Annotated in this window: 18 protein-coding genes and 2 tRNA genes; 13 read left to right on the top strand and 7 right to left on the bottom strand. The window is 69.9% G+C overall.

Features of this window, described 5'->3' with window-relative positions; genetic code table 11:
• Positions 1 to 14 precede the first annotated feature (14 nt).
• Positions 15 to 422, top strand: coding sequence for a hypothetical protein (locus LG334_RS01175; RefSeq protein WP_404382508.1), 408 nt, complete (start codon positions 15 to 17; stop codon positions 420 to 422).
• A gap of 57 nt (positions 423 to 479) precedes the next feature.
• Here LG334_RS01175 and LG334_RS01170 read toward each other — a convergent pair.
• Both LG334_RS01170 and LG334_RS01165 read right to left on the bottom strand, forming a co-directional pair.
• A tRNA-Gly gene (locus tag LG334_RS01170) sits at positions 480 to 554 on the bottom strand.
• A gap of 94 nt (positions 555 to 648) precedes the next feature.
• Positions 649 to 723, bottom strand: a tRNA-Gly gene (locus LG334_RS01165).
• Positions 724 to 1,028: 305 nt separating this feature from the next.
• Here LG334_RS01165 and trxA point away from each other — a divergent pair.
• From trxA to LG334_RS01140, 5 genes are all read left to right on the top strand, one after another.
• The gene (trxA, locus tag LG334_RS01160; protein ID WP_404382506.1) at positions 1,029 to 1,973 is read left to right on the top strand and encodes a thioredoxin; all 945 of its coding nucleotides are present in this window, start codon (positions 1,029 to 1,031) and stop codon (positions 1,971 to 1,973) included.
• Positions 1,974 to 2,069: 96 nt separating this feature from the next.
• The gene (locus LG334_RS01155) at positions 2,070 to 2,741 is read left to right on the top strand and encodes an LON peptidase substrate-binding domain-containing protein (protein WP_404386452.1); all 672 of its coding nucleotides are present in this window, start codon (positions 2,070 to 2,072) and stop codon (positions 2,739 to 2,741) included.
• Positions 2,742 to 2,784: 43 nt separating this feature from the next.
• Positions 2,785 to 2,988 carry a Trm112 family protein gene (locus tag LG334_RS01150; protein WP_404382504.1) on the top strand — a complete coding sequence of 68 codons (204 nt, stop codon included), beginning with the start codon at positions 2,785 to 2,787 and terminating at the stop codon, positions 2,986 to 2,988.
• Positions 2,985 to 3,350: a gamma-butyrobetaine hydroxylase-like domain-containing protein gene (locus tag LG334_RS01145; protein WP_404382502.1), complete on the top strand. Its 366-nt coding sequence runs from the start codon at positions 2,985 to 2,987 to the stop codon at positions 3,348 to 3,350. Before LG334_RS01150 ends, LG334_RS01145 begins: the two co-directional genes overlap by 4 nt.
• A 131-nt stretch (positions 3,351 to 3,481) precedes the next feature.
• Positions 3,482 to 4,648, top strand: a complete 1,167-nt coding sequence (locus LG334_RS01140; RefSeq protein ID WP_404382500.1) for a hypothetical protein — start codon at positions 3,482 to 3,484, stop codon at positions 4,646 to 4,648.
• Between the two features lie 491 nt (positions 4,649 to 5,139).
• On the opposite strand, the gene LG334_RS01135 is transcribed toward LG334_RS01140, so the two are convergent.
• From LG334_RS01135 to LG334_RS01115, 5 genes are all read right to left on the bottom strand, one after another.
• Entirely contained in the window at positions 5,140 to 7,698 is a 2,559-nt protein-coding gene (locus LG334_RS01135; protein WP_404382498.1) for a TIGR02302 family protein, read from the bottom strand.
• 142 nt (positions 7,699 to 7,840) lie between these two features.
• Positions 7,841 to 8,293 (bottom strand): MaoC family dehydratase, encoded by a 453-nt coding sequence (locus tag LG334_RS01130; protein WP_404382496.1) that lies wholly within the window; start codon positions 8,291 to 8,293, stop codon positions 7,841 to 7,843.
• A 111-nt stretch (positions 8,294 to 8,404) separates the two neighbouring features.
• Complete coding sequence (locus LG334_RS01125; protein WP_404382494.1) at positions 8,405 to 8,896, bottom strand: hypothetical protein; 492 nt, start codon at positions 8,894 to 8,896, stop codon at positions 8,405 to 8,407.
• 4 nt (positions 8,897 to 8,900) lie between these two features.
• Positions 8,901 to 9,257, bottom strand: a complete 357-nt coding sequence (locus LG334_RS01120) for a carboxymuconolactone decarboxylase family protein (protein WP_404382492.1) — start codon at positions 9,255 to 9,257, stop codon at positions 8,901 to 8,903.
• Positions 9,258 to 9,352: 95 nt separating this feature from the next.
• The gene (locus LG334_RS01115) at positions 9,353 to 9,820 is read right to left on the bottom strand and encodes a nucleoside deaminase (protein ID WP_404382490.1); all 468 of its coding nucleotides are present in this window, start codon (positions 9,818 to 9,820) and stop codon (positions 9,353 to 9,355) included.
• Positions 9,821 to 9,929: 109 nt separating this feature from the next.
• On the opposite strand from LG334_RS01115, the gene LG334_RS01110 reads away from it, so the two are divergent.
• The 7 genes from LG334_RS01110 to LG334_RS01080 all read left to right on the top strand — a co-directional run bounded on the left by LG334_RS01110 (position 9,930) and on the right by LG334_RS01080 (position 16,276).
• A complete protein-coding gene (locus tag LG334_RS01110; RefSeq protein ID WP_404382488.1) occupies positions 9,930 to 10,649 on the top strand; it encodes a gamma-glutamyl-gamma-aminobutyrate hydrolase family protein in 720 nt (239 codons plus the stop codon).
• Entirely contained in the window at positions 10,646 to 11,557 is a 912-nt protein-coding gene (locus LG334_RS01105; protein WP_404382486.1) for a pseudouridine synthase, read from the top strand. Before LG334_RS01110 ends, LG334_RS01105 begins: the two co-directional genes overlap by 4 nt.
• Positions 11,557 to 12,117 (top strand): 16S rRNA (guanine(966)-N(2))-methyltransferase RsmD, encoded by a 561-nt coding sequence (gene rsmD / locus LG334_RS01100; RefSeq protein ID WP_404382484.1) that lies wholly within the window; start codon positions 11,557 to 11,559, stop codon positions 12,115 to 12,117. Before LG334_RS01105 ends, rsmD begins: the two co-directional genes overlap by 1 nt.
• Positions 12,118 to 12,221: 104 nt before the next feature.
• Positions 12,222 to 12,875, top strand: coding sequence for a FecR domain-containing protein (locus LG334_RS01095; protein WP_404382482.1), 654 nt, complete (start codon positions 12,222 to 12,224; stop codon positions 12,873 to 12,875).
• A 70-nt stretch (positions 12,876 to 12,945) separates the two neighbouring features.
• A complete protein-coding gene (locus LG334_RS01090; RefSeq protein ID WP_404382480.1) occupies positions 12,946 to 13,926 on the top strand; it encodes a hypothetical protein in 981 nt (326 codons plus the stop codon).
• A gap of 109 nt (positions 13,927 to 14,035) precedes the next feature.
• A complete protein-coding gene (locus tag LG334_RS01085; RefSeq protein ID WP_404382478.1) occupies positions 14,036 to 15,376 on the top strand; it encodes an alanine/glycine:cation symporter family protein in 1,341 nt (446 codons plus the stop codon).
• Between the two features lie 99 nt (positions 15,377 to 15,475).
• Positions 15,476 to 16,276, top strand: coding sequence for a putative metalloprotease CJM1_0395 family protein (locus LG334_RS01080; protein WP_404382476.1), 801 nt, complete (start codon positions 15,476 to 15,478; stop codon positions 16,274 to 16,276).
• The last annotated feature ends 17 nt before the right edge of the window (positions 16,277 to 16,293 follow it).

Below are 16,293 nucleotides of genomic sequence, written 5' to 3'. Positions count from 1 at the left end.
GGGGGAGTTTCCACATGAACCAGGCGGCCCGCACCATTGCTCCGGCTGAGGCAGAGGCCGGAAACCCGCCGCTGCACCAGGCGGCCGAGGCCCCGGAACTGGCCCGCCTGCCGCCGGACTTCGTCCGCACCCTGTCGGCGGAGCAGCGCGCGCTGCTGCGCGAGGCCCTGCCCGGCAGGACATGGCGGCGGCATCCGGTGGACCTGCGCTTCTCGGTGCCGTGGTTCGGCCGGGGGCTGTTCGTGACCCTGATCGCGGGTACGGAAAAGCGCTCGACGGAACGCCGAGTGGCCGACCGCACCCGCTACCCGCTGCACCGCATCGGCAACCTGCTGTTCCTGGCCGGCATCGCGGCGCTGCTTTATGCGCTGGTGGTCACGGGTGCCGTGCTGGCGGACGGAATTCCGCTGGGGAAGGGGTGAGGGCCCATAAGAAAAACCGGCCGGAGCGTCATGCTCTACGGCCGGTTTTTCGTCTGTTGGAGCGGGCGATGGGATTCGAACCCACGACCCCAACCTTGGCAAGGTTGTGCTCTACCCCTGAGCTACGCCCGCGTCGGGTATGACCTCCGCCTCCGGCCCGAAAGCCATCCGCGGAGGGAACCAAAAAACCGGCCGGAGCGCCAGGCTCGACAGCCGGTCTTCTTACTGGAGCGGGCGATGGGATTCGAACCCACGACCCCAACCTTGGCAAGGTTGTGCTCTACCCCTGAGCTACGCCCGCATCGAGTAAGACCCCCGCAAACCACTGAACCGATTGCACTTTCGTGACGGCCCGTCGTTGCGGCGTGGAGGGGAATATAACCATCGCCGCGCGCGATGCAAGACATTTTTCCGATTCATTTTTCCCCGGCCGGAAGGGCCGGCGCAGGCCCGCCCGGCAACCGTCGATCCCCCCGCGCCGCATGGGCGTTTGGCCCTTGTCAGGCCCGCCGCATCGCGCCATGTAGGAAAGCGCATTTCCACCCCGGTCGCGGGAACCGGCCGGGCCCGACATTTCACACCATCCAGGATACGGACGAAGCGACCATGGCTATCATTCTCGACGGAGCCGGCAACCCGGCCGGCGGCGGCGGCACCCAGGGCGGCGGTGGCAGCGCGGGCGGCGATGCCGTCAAGGACACCTCCGCCGCCACCTTCATGGCCGACGTCATCGAGCAGTCGCAGACGGTGCCCGTCATCGTCGACTTCTGGGCCGAATGGTGCGGCCCCTGCAAGTCGCTGGGCCCCATGCTGGAAAAGCTGGTGCGCCAGTCCGGCGGCAAGGTGAAGATGGTCAAGGTCGACGTGGACAAGGACCAGGAACTGGCCGCGCAGTTCCGCATCCAGTCCATTCCCACCGTTTACGCCTTCAAGGACGGCCGCCCGGTGGACGGCTTCCAGGGCGCGCTGCCGGAAAGCCAGTTGAAGCAGTTCATCGACAAGCTGGCCGGCGGCGGCGCCAACGTCATCGACCAGGCGCTGGAGCAGGCCAAGGAGCTTCTGGATCAGGGGCAGGCCGACCAGGCCGCCGCCGTCTACGAACAGATCCTCGGCCAGGACCCGCAGAACGCCCCCGCCATCGCCGGCATCATCCGCTGCTACGTCGCCATGGGCGAGCCCGACGCGGCCAAGGAACTGCTGAGCCAGCTTCCCGCCGACATCCTGGCCCACGCCGACGTCCAGGCCGCCAAGACGGCGCTGGAACTGGCCGACACGCCGCCCGCCGACAGCGAGGAAGTGGTCGCCCTGCAAAAGAAGGTGGAGGCCGACCCCGCGGACCTGCAGGCCCGCTTCGACCTCGCCAACGCCTATTACGCCGCCAACAAGCGGGAAGAGGCCGTGGACGAGCTGCTGGAAATCTTCAAGCGCGACCGCACCTGGAACGAGGACGCCGCGCGCGCCCAGCTGGTGAAGTTCTTCGAGGCCTTCGGGCCCACCGATCCGGCCACCATCAAGGGCCGTAGGAAGTTGTCGTCGATGATGTTCGCCTGACCCTATCCGGGCGATGCCTGACAACACCACGCCTCGCCCAGCCGTGTGATATAGTTTCCACAGGGGCGATGAACGCAGGGGAGTGACGTCGTGACTATGCCAGGGCCGTTCCATCCGCGTCTGGAGGACCTACCCGACGTCATTCCCATCTTCCCGCTGGGCGAGGTGTTGCTGCTGCCCGGCGGGCGGCTGCCGCTCAACATCTTCGAGCCGCGCTACCTGAACATGATCCTCGATGCGCTGGGGTCCAGCCGCATGATCGGCATGGTCCTGCCGCTGGACAACGGGCCGCTCGGCCTGGGCCAGGACCGCCCCAAGGTCTTTTCGGTGGGCTGCGCCGGCCGCATTTCCGCCTTTTCCGAAACCGACGACGGGCGCCTGCTCATCACCCTGACGGGCGTCTGCCGCTTCGGGGTGGGGCCGGAACTGGATCTCAGGCGCGGCTATCGGCGCGTGCAGGCGGAATGGAAGGATTTCGCCCACGACCTGGAGCTGCCCGACGGCATCCGGCTCGACCGCGACCGCCTGATGACGGCGCTGAAAAGCTTCGCCGCCCGCCACCGCATGCAGTTCGACCCGCAGATCGTCTCGGCCCTGGGCCCCCTGAACCTGGTCACCAGCCTCGCCATGCTCTGCCCCCTGTCGGCGGTGGAGCGCCAGGCGCTGATGGAGGCCGACACGCCGCAGGAACGGGCCGACACGCTTGTGACGTTGCTGGAAATGGGCGCCTTCGACAGCGGCGGGATGCCGCCCGGCAGCCCCATGTGATACACCCCGTCATCATTCGCCGTCGATCGAAGGATTTCGACCCATGTCCCAGCCCTCCGCCGCCGCCATCGACCCCAAGCTGCTCGACATCCTGGTCTGCCCGCTGACCAAGGGGCCGCTGAAGTACGACCGCGAGCACAACGAACTGATCAGCGAGAAGGGCGGGCTGGCCTATCCCATCCGCGACGGCATCCCCATCATGCTGATCGACGAGGCGCGCCCGCTCGACGACGGACCCGCCGCATGAGTGGCGCCGGCGACCGCATCTATCCCGAGGAAATCGGCGTCGACCGGGGCGCGCGAACCCTGCACATCACCTTCGAGACCGGCGAGAGCTTCGTGCTGGGCGCCGAGCTTCTGCGCGTCTACAGCCCTTCGGCCGAGGTGCAGGGGCACAGCCCGGCGGAAAAGAAGACCGTCGCCGGCAAAAGCGGTGTGGGCATCACCGACGTGGAGCCGGTGGGCAACTACGCCATCCGCATTCTCTTCGACGACGGCCACCACACCGGCATCTACACCTGGACCTATCTGCACGAACTCGGCCACCGCCAGGACGAGCTGATGAAGGACTACGAGGCCGACCTGGCCGCCAAGGGCCTGGGCAGATAGGAGTGGGCAGGGGCGACGCGGCCGATCGAAAGGCGGACGCCTAGCCCCGACGGGGCCCGAGCGGCGGGGGATGATGGATCGTTCTTGGAGAAGACCGGCCCGTCACCACCCGCATGGAGGACTCCCCCGTCATGGCATCGACCCGTTCCTGGCCCATGTCGGCCGTCGCCGTCGCCGTGGTCCTCGCCATCGTGGCCATCGCCGGATGGTGGGTCGCCGCCGCCCGCGGCGGCACCGTCGAAGACCTGCGTGCCACCCTGGAAGCCGAACGCGAGGCGGCCGGCGACCTCGCCACCATCCAGGAACAGATATCGGAAACCGAAACCGTCCTCTTCGCCCTGCGCGCCGACCGGGAAAGCGCCGAGGCCGAGGCGCAGGAAGCCGAGCGCCTGGCCGTCGAGGCCCAGACCCGGTCCGAGGAAGCGCAGGCCCGCATGGAGGAGGCCCAGGCCCGCGCCGAGGAAGCCCAGGCCCAGGCCCAGACCGCCGAGCAGCAGCAGCAGGCCGCGCAGGAGGAACTGGCGCAGCTGGAAGGCTCGGTCCAGGAAGCCCGTGCCGCCGAGAGCCGAGCCAACGAGTTGCAGGACCGCATCACCGAACTGACCATCGACGTCACCTCCGCCGAGGACCGCCTGACTGCTCTGCGCGAGGAAGCCGCCCAGGTGGAGAGCCAGGCCGGCCAGCGCGAGGCCGAGGTGCAGTCCCTGCAGACGCAGGAGGAAGAACTCACCCTGGCCGTGGAGGAAGCACGCGGCGCGCTCGACGCCCTTCAGACCCGCGCCACCGACATCGCGGCCGAGGTTTCGGGCGCCGAGGCACGCCTGACCCAGATGCGCGAGGAAATCACCAACGCCCGGCAGCAGAGCGCAGAGGCGGAAAGCGCTCTGGAAGAGGTGCGCGCCCGGATGGAACAGGCCCAGGCCGAAGCCCGGCAGGCGGAATCCCGCGTCTCCGCCCTGGAACAGCGCGCGACCGAGCTGAGCAAGAACCTCGCCGACGCCGAGGAAACCCTGTCCGAACGGCAGGAGACCATGGGCACCCTCCAGGCCCGCATCGCCAGCCGCGAGGCGGAACTGCAACAGACCGAACAGCGTCTCGCCCAGGTCACCCAGTCGATGCAGTCGGCGCAGGCCCGCGTCCAGGGCCTGGAAACGCAACGCGCCGAACTGCTGGCCTCCATCGACGAAGCCCGCCAGCAACTCTCCGAAGCCACCGAGCGCATGGGACGGGACATCCAGTCGCAGACGCAGACGCAGGCACCGGCGCAGCCGGACCAGGCGGACCAGGCGGCAGAGTGATCGCGGTCCGGTGAAGCGGTGCGAGGGGAAGGCCCGGCCTCCCCTCGCGCTTCCCCGCGATTTCAGGAAGGCGGACGGTCCTGCCGCCGCAGGAATGACAGTTATTTTCTACAAACAATAACTTGAAAACCCGTCGCCCCTGCGAAAGCGGGAATTCACATCCGCTGCCAGACGATTTGGAAACCCTCAACCCGCTCTCGCCGACGTCTGACCAGACAGAACCACGTCCCCTGCCGCCCCCCGCGACACAGACGCTCCGAGGCTTTTTCAGCCCGTCCGCACGCACGGAAAAGGCGGCACACCTCCGCAACAGACCGAGAGCGCGAGAGGCCGCGCCTCTCGCATCCCCCAGTCCCAGATCGCGCGCCAGCGCGAAGCGGTGAACGATGAGGGTGCGAGGCGAAGGCCCGGCCTCCCCCTCGCGCTCCCCGCGACTTGCGGAAAGGCGGCGCCCCCAGTCGCGCGCCAGGGCGAAGCCAACGGATGCGCCCTCAGAACTGCCGCAGCAGGCGCCGCAGGTAGTCGAGTTCCTCTGTCGGACGGTCGCGTTCGCTGGCACGGCGGCGGAGTTCTTCCAGCAGTTCGCGGGCGCGTTTTTCCTCGGGCTCGGTGGGCACTTCCACCGTGTCCGGGTCCATGCCCTGCTGGCGGCCGAGGGGGTCGCGGCCGGGCATCTGGCCGCGGCCCATGGGCATCGGCATGGGCATCATCATGCCCTGGCCCATGCCCATGGCCTGCATCATCTGCTGCATGGACTGGCCCATGCCGTCGCGCAGGGCTTCCAGTGCCTCTCCCTGGGCCTGGGAGGCGGGGCCGGGCTGCTGGCCGCGCAGCGCCTCTTCGGCCCGGCGCATGGCCAGTTCGGCGTCGCCCAGGTTCTCGGGCACCTGGCCGGTCATCTCGCCCAGGCGCCGCATCAGGTCGCCCAGGCGCTTGCGCAGCGCCTCCTGCTCGGCGGCGGTGAGCGTCTCCTGCTCGCCCTGCTGGTCCTGCTGCTGTTGCCCCTGTTGCTGCTGGCCCTGCTGTTGCTGGCCCTGCTGTTGCTGGCCCGGCATCGGTGGCTGCTGGAAGGGCGACAGCGGGCTTTGCGGGAACTGCTGGCTCCGGCGGAAGGTCTCCTCCAGCAGGCGTTCCTGCTCGCGCGCCAGGTCCTGCAACTCGCGCATCATCTCCTGCGCCTGCTGCATCTGCTGCATCTGTTCCGGCGACATGGGGCGCATGTTGCGCATGGCCTCCATCATGCGGGACAGCTCGTCGAGCATGGCCTTGGCGGCATCGCGGGCGCCCAGTTCGTTCATCTCCCGCATGCGGTCGAGCATCTCCTGCATGCCCTGCGGGTCGAGGGTCTGCATGTTGTCCGGCATGGGGCCCTCGAACGGCGGCATCTGCGGCATGTCGCGCATCATCTCAGCCATCATTTCCGAGAACCGCTGGAGCGCCTGCTGAAGCTCCTGCATCAGGCGCTCCACCTCGGCGTCGGGCGCGTCGTTTTCCAGGGCTTCGCGCAGGGCTTCCTCGGCGCGTTCCAGATCGCGGCCGGCAAGGGTCAGGCCGCCGTCCTCCAGGCGGATCGCCAGGTCCCACAGCAGGTCGAGCACGCCGTCGCGCTCCGCCGTGTCGTCGCCGGAATGGTAGAGGCGGTCGGCGGCGATGCGCAGGCCCAGGAACACCACCGAGTCGTGGCTGAAGCGGGCCGGCTCGCGGCTGATCTGGTCCAGCACCTTGGCGGCGTCGCGGGCCTGATCGGGGTCGCGGGCGACCTCTTTCCGGACGGCGGCGATGGCGCGGGCGATCGGGTGCTGGAACTGGCGCTCGGGCAGGATGGTGTCGATGGGGTCGGAATACGCGGTCTGGCCGGCGGCGTCGGTGGCCTTCAGGCGCACGGTAACCGACAGCCCCGCCCACGGGTGCGGCGTCAGGTCGATGGCGGCGCGCCCCGGCTGCTCCACCAGTTCGGCATCCGCCGGGCCGGGCGCGGGGGCGGTCAGCTCCACCTCCAGGGTTTCCGCGTCGGGGCGGTCCGGGCGGGTGATCTGCACCAGGAAAGTTTCGATGGCGTAATCATCGCCGGCGGCATAGGGCAGGCGCAGGCGCCAGCGCGAGGTTTCCTCGGGCGGTCCGGTGAAGCGCACCGTCGGCGGCATGTCCGGCACCACCGTCATGGGCCAGGACTCCACCACGTCGCCGTCCTCCAGGATGGCGAGCCGCTGGCCGGCGGACAGCTGGGTCTCAAGACGGTGGCTGCCGTCGCCGATGGCCTCGAAGGGAATGGTCGCGCCGCCGGTCCCGTCGACGCGCAGGGCCGGGTCGTCCGCCCCGTGGACCAGGGCCACCACCGCCGAGCCTTCCGGCACCCGAAGCGGGCCGGCGGCCTGGGGCGCGGCGACGCCGCCGGCGCCCTCGGCATCGGGCCCGGTTCCGGCGGCGAGGGTGAGGGGGGCGCGGCCGGTGTAGGCCGGCGGCGTGATCCAGATGTCGGCGGTCAGCGGCACGGATGTCGGGGCGGGCAGCGTGGGGTTCAGCGCGCGCTCCAGCCGCTGGCCCAGGTCTCCCCAGCCGATGGCGGCGCCCACCACCAGCAGCAGAACACCCACGGCGCGCACGCCGGCCGGGTCGCGGCTCGCCATGCGGGGGCTGGGAAAGGGCACCGACAGGCGCTTCGCCGCCGCCAGCATGCGGGCGCGGTGGGCCTCCCACAGGCCGGCCGCCAGGGAATCGCCGTGGGGCCGGGAGGGCTGGTCCTCCAGCGCCGTCAGCGGGCGGTGGTAGGGCAGGCGGTGATCGCCGGGGGCGCCGCGCGTCTCCAGCGCCGTCCGCGCCTCTCCCCGGCTGGGCCAGGGAAAGCGGCGCAGGCCCAGAACCAGGGCGGCGAGGGTTCCGACGGCCAGCGCCACCAGCAGGCCCAGGTGCAGCCAGCCGGGCAGGCGCGGCAGAATGTCGAGGAAGGCAAGCCCGAAGAACACTGCCGCCAGCGTCAGCGCCGGCCACAGCCGTTCCCACAGCCGCTCCGCCAGCAGAGAGGCGCGGGTCAGCAGGATGCGGCCAGGCATGGACGGCCGCGGGGGAGGGGGTTCGGGCGTCGTCACCCCCCTAATGTAAACCTGGTGTCCGGGAATCAACAGCGGGCCGCCTTCTTTTTCGCAGGCGGCCCGCCGTTTTGGTTCCGGCTGGCGTGCCGGAAGCGGTGGAGGGTTACTCCGCCGCGGCCGTCACAGCGGCCCTGGTGGGCACCATCAGGGTTGCCTCGCCGTCGATCACGGTCTTGCCGGCGACCGTGCAGACGGTCTTGAAGGTGCAGAACTTCTTCTCGTCGGCCTTGGCGGTGCACTCGACCACCGCGGTCACGGTGTCGCCGGGGCGGACCGGGGCCTTGAACTTCAGGCTCTGGCCCACGTAGATGCAGCCCGGACCGGGCAGCTTGGTGCCGAACACGGTGGAGATCAGCGCCGCCGACAGCATGCCGTGGGCGATGCGGCCCTTGAACATGGTGCCTTCGGCATATTCCTGGTTCAGGTGGACCGGATTGGTGTCGCCCGAGACGCCCGCGAACATCAGGATGTCGGCCTCGGTGATGGTCTTGGCGAAGACCGCCTTCTGACCGACCTCGATGTCTTCGTAGTAGTTCAGGATCACGTCGTCGGACATGCCACCCTCCTCCAGGTCAATGGGCGTGGGATTGTGCGGTGCATCATACTCCTGCCGCAACGCACTCACAAGCGCGGGGGTGGCAGTGGTCTACGAAAGTATAATGAAGATTTACTGGCAGGTTCGCGACAGCTTGATGCTGTTGTCGTCCATCTCGGGCACCTGGTCGAACACCTGGGGCATGTCGAACACGTCCTTGCCCGCCTCGGCCTCGACCACGGTCTGGACGCGCTTGGCGACGTAACCGGGGCGCTGGTGCTCCGACCGGGTGAGCCGGTTGTGGAAGAAGTCCACCACCAGCGCGTCGACCACGTCGGGCACCACATAGCAGGCGTCGACCTTGCGCTCGGGATTGGGCTTCAGGCGCACCAGCAGGCCCCCGTGATAGGTGCGCTGGTTGGCGGTGTCCTGGATGGGCACCCACAGCGGGTCCAGCAGGATGTACTCGCCGGCCAGTTCCGCCACGTCGCCGCGCTCCATGCCGCCCGAGCTGCCGCCGCCCGCCGCCGCCACCGGTCCGGCCGCGCCCAGCGCCAGCGCGACGGTGGCCGCGGTTGCGGCGGCGAAAGCGGGACGCAGCAGGCGGCGGAGGGTCGGCATCACGGCGTCAGCCCTCGTCCTGGTCGGCCTTGAACTGGTCGAAGGCCTCCAGCGCCTGGCCGGCGTACATGAACGACGGACCGCCGCCCATGTAAACCGACATGCCCATGGTCTCGAGGATTTCCTCGCGCGTCGCGCCGTGCTTGGCGGCGGCCTTGGCGTGGAAGGCGATGCAGCCGTCGCAGCGGGTGGCGACGCCGATGGCGAGCGCGATCAGTTCCTTGGTCTTGACGTCCAGGGCGCCCTCGGCGGTGGCGGCGCGGGCGAGCGCGGAGAAATGCTTCATGGTGTCGGGGATGCCCTTGTGGACGTCCCGCAGGGTACCCGACAGATCCTCGGCCAGCTTGGCCCAATCCTTGTACATGAGAAACTCCTTATGAAGGCATCCATCAGGCGCGCAAGGATGCCCAAGCCGGAAAGCCCGCGCAAGAGAAAGCCCGGTTGCGGGTGTGGATACGTCTACCGCCGGGCCTCGAAGAAGGCGCGCAGAAGGGCCGCCGCCTCGGATTCGCGCAAGCCGCCGTAGACCTCCGGCCGGTGATGGCAGGTGGGCTGGTCGAAGATGCGCGGCCCGTGCTCCACCCCGCCGCCCTTGGGGTCGTAGGCGGCGAAATATATCCGCCGGAGGCGCGCGAAACCGATCGCCGCGGCGCACATGGGGCAGGGCTCCAGGGTGACGTAGAGGTCGCAATCAGGCAGCCGCGCGTCGCCCCGTTCGGCGCAGGCGGCACGGACGGCAAGGAGTTCCGCGTGGGCGGTTGGGTCGCGGTCCTCTTCCGTGCGGTTGCCGGCGCGGGCGAGGATGCGGCCCGTAGCAGGCTCCACCACGACCGCCCCGATGGGCACCTCCCCACGCGCACCGGCGGCCTCGGCTTCGGCGAAGGCGGCGTCCATGAAAACGGCGGGAGAGAGCGGTCTTTCGGTCATCGACGGAGAGTGCGGCGGGGCGGGAAGGGCGTCAAGCGGGTCAAGCCAACGCCACCGCGCCTGACACCACCCATTGCGCCCCCACCCCGCGCGGCGTAAATACGGGGCCATGACGACAAAACGACCCGTGATCGGCATTCCCCTCGACAGCGAGGACGGCGGCGGCTATTCGGCACTGCCCTGGTATGCCCTGCGCAAGAACTACTGCGAGGCCGTCGCCCGCGCCGGCGGCACGCCCATCCTGCTGCCCCACGATCCCGCCCAGGCCGAGACATATCTCGACATGATCGACGGCCTGCTCGTCGCCGGCGGCGCCTTCGACGTGGACCCCGCCCTGTTCGGCGCCGGGGAAAAGCACGGCACCGTGGTGCTGAAAGAGGGCCGCACCGATTTCGAGCTGGCGGTCACCCGGGGCGCCCACGCGCGCAGGATGCCCATTCTCGGCATCTGCGGCGGGCAGCAGTTGCTCGCCGTCGTGCTGGGCGGCACGCTCATCCAGCACATCCCCGACGAGGTCGACGACGCGCTGGCCCACGAGCAGCCCAACCCGCGCACGGAACCCGGCCACATGGTCGTGGTGACGGAGGACACGCTGCTCCATCGCGTCACCGGCAGTCTGCAGTTTCCCGTCAACTCCGCCCACCATCAGGCGGTCAAGGCTGTGCCCGAGACGCTGACCGTGAACGCCATCGCGCCGGACGGCGTGGTGGAGGGCATCGAGGACCCCGAACACCCCTTCTGCCTGGGCGTGCAGTGGCATCCCGAATACAGCATCAGCCCGGCCGACGACGCCATCCTCGCCGCTTTCGTGAAGGCCGCTTCCGCATGACCGACGACCGCCCCGACAACACCCCCGCCGCCGGCCCCGACACGGCCCCGGAGGCGGAAAAGGGCGAGCGCATCGCCAAGTACCTGGCGCGCGCCGGCCTGTGCTCGCGCCGCGATGCCGAAAAGCTCATCGGCGAGGGCCGCGTGCGGGTCAACGGCAAGAAGCTCGACACCCCGGCCGTTCTGGTCACCGGCGACGAACAGATCGTCGTCGACGGCAAGCCGGTGCTGGCGCCCGAGCCGCCGCGCCTGTGGCGCTACCACAAGCCCGCCGGCGTGGTCACCACGCACAAGGACCCGGAGGGCCGCCCGACCGTCTTCGAAAAGGTGGCCGACCGCCTGCCGCGCGTGATCTCCGTCGGGCGGCTGGACATCAATTCAGAAGGCCTGCTGCTGCTCACCAACGACGGCGAGCTGGCCCGCAAGCTGGAGCATCCCTCGCAGGGCTGGGTGCGGCGCTACCGCGTGCGCGTCCACGGGACCGTCAGGCCCGAAACCCTGGCGACGCTGGAACGCGGCGTGACCGTCGAGGGCGTGAAGTACGGCCCCATCCACGCCGCCCTCGACCGCCAGACGGGTGCCAACGCCTGGGTCACGATATCGCTGAAGGAAGGCAAGAACCGCGAGGTGCGCCGCGTGATGGAGCACCTGGGATATACGGTCACGCGCCTCATCCGCATCTCCTACGGCCCGTTCCATCTGGGAATGCTGGAGCGCGGCGCAGTGGAGGAAGTGCCGACCCGCGTGCTCAAGGACCAGCTCGGCCGCGGTCCCGGCGAACAGAAGGAAGGCCGGCCGAAGAAGAATTCCGCCGACACGTCTGGCCGTGCGGTCGCCAAGCCGCGCAAGGTGCGCCCCGGCGCCCGCAAGAAGGCCGCCGCCGCGCGCGGGAAGGGGCGCGAGACCTGATGCGCATCGTCGCCGGCACCCATCGCGGCCGGCGCCTGGTGGCGCCGGAGGGGCGCGACGTCCGCCCCACCGCCGACCGCACGCGCGAGGCCGTGTTCTCCAAGCTCGGCCACGGCTGGGACCCCGACGACTTCCGGCTGGGCGGCGCCCGCGTGCTGGACGCCTTCGCCGGCACGGGCGCGCTGGGGCTGGAGGCCCTGTCGCGCGGGGCCGGACACGTGACGTTCCTGGAGCAGGCGCCGGCTTCGCTGGCGGCGCTGAAGCAGAACGTGGAAACGCTTAAGGCCGGCGGCGCCGTCACCGTCACCCGCGCCGACGCCACCCGGCCGCCCGCCGCGCCGGCGCCGTGTTCGCTGGTGCTCATGGACCCGCCCTACGGCAGCGGCCTGGAAACACCGGCCCTGATCGCCCTGGCGCAGCAGGGGTGGATCGCGCCGGGGGCCGTCTGCGTGGTGGAAATTCCCAGCACCCGCGACCCGGAGCCGCCGGAGGGCTTCGTGCTGGAGGACGTGCGCGTCTACGGCAAGGCGAAGGTGGCCTACCTCCGTTACGCGCCCTGACGGCGGGGATCGGTTCCGCTCACCCAGTTGTTACAGCCCAGGCATCACCCCGCTGCGTACAGCGGAGGCGTGACCGTTCTTCTGTCTGCCGGAGCCTCCTGCCCATGCACCGCGTCCTGGCCGCCATCACCCTCGCCGCCGCCATCCTTGTGGCCGCCCCCGCCGCCGTGCCGCCGGTGCTGGCGCAGGACCAGCAGGAAGCCGCCGTGGCCGGCGTCGGGCCGGTGGGCATCGTCACCCGCGTCGCCCGCGAGGCCCGGGCGGAACGGGCACAGCAGGCCATGGCGCTGAAACCCAGCGATCCCGTCGCCAACGAGGACCGCCTGACCACCGGCCCCGGCGGCCGCCTTCAGGTGGCTTTGCTGGACGAGGGCACGCTGCTGCTGGGCGAAAACGCCGAACTGGTGGTCGACGACCTGGTGCTGGGCGAGGACGAGACGGCGCTGAAGATGTATGTCGACGGCGCCTTCCGCCTGATTTCCGGCGCGCTGCGCCACGCCGAGGGCACCCAGATCGTCACGCCCGTCGCCACCATCGGCATCCGCGGCACCGACGTCTGGGGCGGCGTGATCGACGGCGCGTTCTCGGTCTTCCTGGTGGAGGGCGAGGTTTCGGTCACCACCGATGCCGGCACCGTCATCCTGGACACGCCGGGCACCGGCACCACCGTTCCGGCCGCAGACGCGCCGCCGACGGAGCCCGAGACCTGGTCGGACGGCAAGGTGCGGCGCGCGGTGGCGACCGTTACCTTCCCGTAACGGCGTCGGCTCTTGCGCCCGGCAGCGCGAGCATGAATAAAGGGGCCACTTCACATGCAGAGGTGGCCCCATGAACCCGCTCATCCGCTTCGCCGACAGACTCGTGCGCCTCAAGGGCTATCAGGTCCGCAAGGACAACGGCCTGGGGCTGGGCGGCATGCGCGTGCTGCACCGGGCGCTGGCCGAGGCCCCCGCCGGCGCGGCGGTGGAGGGGCTGGAGGCCCGGCCCAAGGGCCAGGGGCCGGCGGCGGACATCGACACTCTGCATGTGTGCCTGCGCACCTGCCTGCGCGAGAACCGCAACGTCAATCCCAAGCCGCGCCTCACGGGTTCGAGCCTTGAGGAACTGACGCTGCGCTGCGCCCGCTCGCTGGTCCGGTCCCTGAACGACGCGGCCGCCAGTGGCGGCGGATCGGTCTCGCTGCGGGTGCTGGACGACCATTCCGACGCCGCTCCGCTGGCCCGCCTGAAGCAGGTTCTTGCCGATGCGCGGGTGCCGGTGGAGGTTGTCACCACCGGCGAACGGGGCCAGGGGCCGAGCCTGCACGAACAGTTCGACTGGGCGCGCGGGCTGGACGGGCTGGTCTACTTCGTCGAGGACGACTGGCTGCATGAAGCGGCCGGCGTCCGCGCCATGTGGGACTTCTACCGCGACACGGCCGCGCGTATCGGCGGCCCGCTGGTCATCGCGCCGCAGGAACACGGCTCGCTCTACACCGATCACCCGCCGTCCTACCTGGTGCTGGGACGGGACCGGCGGTGGCGCACCATCCACAACGCCACCCATACGCTGTTCACCCACGCGCATGTGGTCCGCGACCACTGGGACTGCTTCGAGGGCACGCGCTTTGTCGCCACGAAAAAGCGCAAGCTGGGATCGGAGCGCGCCACCACCAACCGCCTGTTCGAGATCATGCCGGCCTTCAGCCCCATGACCCCGGCCGCGGTCCACCTGCAATACGACGAGATCCTGCCGCCGTTCTTCGACTGGAAGCCGTTGTGGGATCGCAACGACGTCGGCGACGTGCTGGAAGGCGCGGCCACGGCCTGAGCCGGTGTCCGGCCGCAAGCGGCCCTTGCCCCGCCGGCCGGAATCGCGCAGAACGCCCCCTTTCTTCGCTTGATTGATTAAGCTCCTCGGAAGAAAGGACGTCACGGTCATGGACCTGAACACCATTCTGGGCGAGATCTCCGGGTTCGTCTGGGGCCCGGTGATGCTGGTGCTGCTGCTGGGCACCGGCCTGTACCTGACCATCGGGCTCAAGCTGCTGCCCCAGCGCAAGCTGCCCTACGGTATCCGGATGACGCTGGCCGGCCGCAAGGCCGACCCGGACCACGCCGGCGACATCACGCCGTTCCAGGCACTGACCACGGCGCTGTCGGCCACGGTCGGAACCGGCAACATCGCGGGCGTCGCCACCGCCATCGCGCTGGGCGGCCCGGGTGCCGTATTCTGGATGTGGATCACGGCCCTTGTCGGCATGGCCACCAAATACGCCGAGGCCGTGCTGGCCGTCACTTACCGCGAGACCGACGCGCGCGGCGAATACATCGGCGGTCCCATGTACTACATCCGCAACGGCATGGGACGAAAGTGGGCGTGGCTGGCCTGGCTGTTCGCCCTGTTTGCCACCATCGCCGCGTTCGGCATCGGCAACACCGTTCAGGCCAATTCCGTGGCCGACGCCTTGAACCAGACCTTTGCCGTGCCCCACGCCTGGACCGGCGTGACGCTGGCCGTGCTGGCCTTCCTGGTCATCATCGGCGGCATCCGCCGCATTGGTACGGTAGCGGAACGTCTGGTGCCGCTCATGGCGATCTTCTATGTCGGCGCCGCCGCCGTGGTGATCGCCCTGAACATCGCCGAGGTTCCGGCGACGCTTGCCATGATCGTCTCGGACGCCTTCACCGGCACGGCCGCCACCGGCGGGTTCGCCGGCGCGGCGGTGTGGGCGGCCCTGCGCTTCGGCGTGGCGCGCGGCATCTTCTCCAACGAGGCGGGGCTTGGCTCGGCTCCCATCGCCCATGCCGCCGCCCGCACGAACGAGCCGGTGCGCCAGGGCACCGTCGCCATGCTGGGCACCTTCATCGACACCATCATCGTCTGCACCATGACGGCGCTGGTGATCCTGACCAGCGGCGAGTGGCTGACGGGCCAGACCGGCGCGGCCCTGTCGGCGGCCTCCTTCGGCCGGGGATTCGAGGGCGGCGAACTGATCGTCACCTTTGGGCTGGTGATCTTTGCCTTCACCACCGTGCTCGGCTGGGCCTATTACGGCGAGCGCACGGCCGTCTACCTGATGGGCGTGAAGGCCGTGCTGCCCTACCGCCTGCTGTGGGTGGTGGCGCTCTACATCGGTGCGACGGCGCAGCTTGACCTCGTGTGGACCATCGCCGACATCATGAACGCGCTGATGGCCGTGCCCAACCTGATCGCGCTGGTCGCCCTGTCGGGCGTCGTCTTCGCGGCCAGCAAGGCCTACTTCGGCGGGAAAAAGTAGAGACGCCCGCCTTTTCATCGTGCACCGGAAGGCGTACACTCTTCGGCGTCTTTCGGTGCGCCCGCCTAGGGCGCCGTGGATTGCATGGACGCCCGCGTCATGAGTTCACCTCCCATACAGCCCGGCCTGCCGCCCTCCGCCATGCCCGTGCCGCCCTCGTGGGCGCGGCCGGCGGCGGAGAAGACCGCGCCTGCCCAGGAGACTCAGCGCGACGCAGAGCGTCAGCCGCAGGCGCGGGACACCTTGTCGCGGACCCTCGAAACCGGGGACACGGTTTCCCTCTCGCGCGAGGCACAGCGGCTGGTCGAGTCGGGCCGGGGGCAGGCCGCCGAGGCCGCCGCCGAAACCGACACCGCGACCACCAAACGGCCGGGCGAGCTTTCGGCCGATGAACAGCGCACCCTTCGCGACCTGAAGGCCCGCGACTCGGAGGTGCGCCGCCACGAACAGGCGCACCAGACCGTCGGCGGCCATCTCGCCGGCGCGGCCTCCTATGAAACCGTGAAGGGGCCCGACGGGCAGTCCTACGCCATCGGCGGCGAGGTGCCCATAGACGCCTCTCCCGAGGACGATCCGCAAGCCACCATCGACAAGATGGAGCGGGTCAAGGCCGCCGCCCTGGCGCCTGCCGAGCCCTCGGGCCAGGACCGCGCCGTCGCCGCGCGCGCCGATGCGCAAAAGGCCGCCGCGTCGGCCGAACTGCGCCGGCAGGAGCACGAGGAGGCCGGGGCCACCCAGGCAGACACGCAGGAGGCGCCGGACGGCGCCGCCGAGCCGGTTCTGGCCACCCCGTCGGTGCTGCGCTCCGACGTCTTCGGCCCGGCCGCGCGCGCCTACGGCACCACCCAGGCCTATGGAAACACCACGCCACCCGCCGACCGGATCGACCTGGTGGCATGAGGGATCGCGGCGCGCCG

Source organism: Caenispirillum salinarum (assembly GCF_044803115.1).
Taxonomy (GTDB): Bacteria; Pseudomonadota; Alphaproteobacteria; order Rhodospirillales; family Rhodospirillaceae; genus Caenispirillum; species Caenispirillum salinarum_A.
The sequence above is the reverse complement of the archived record's forward strand: the minus strand, read 5'-3'. Positions and strand labels throughout refer to the sequence as shown.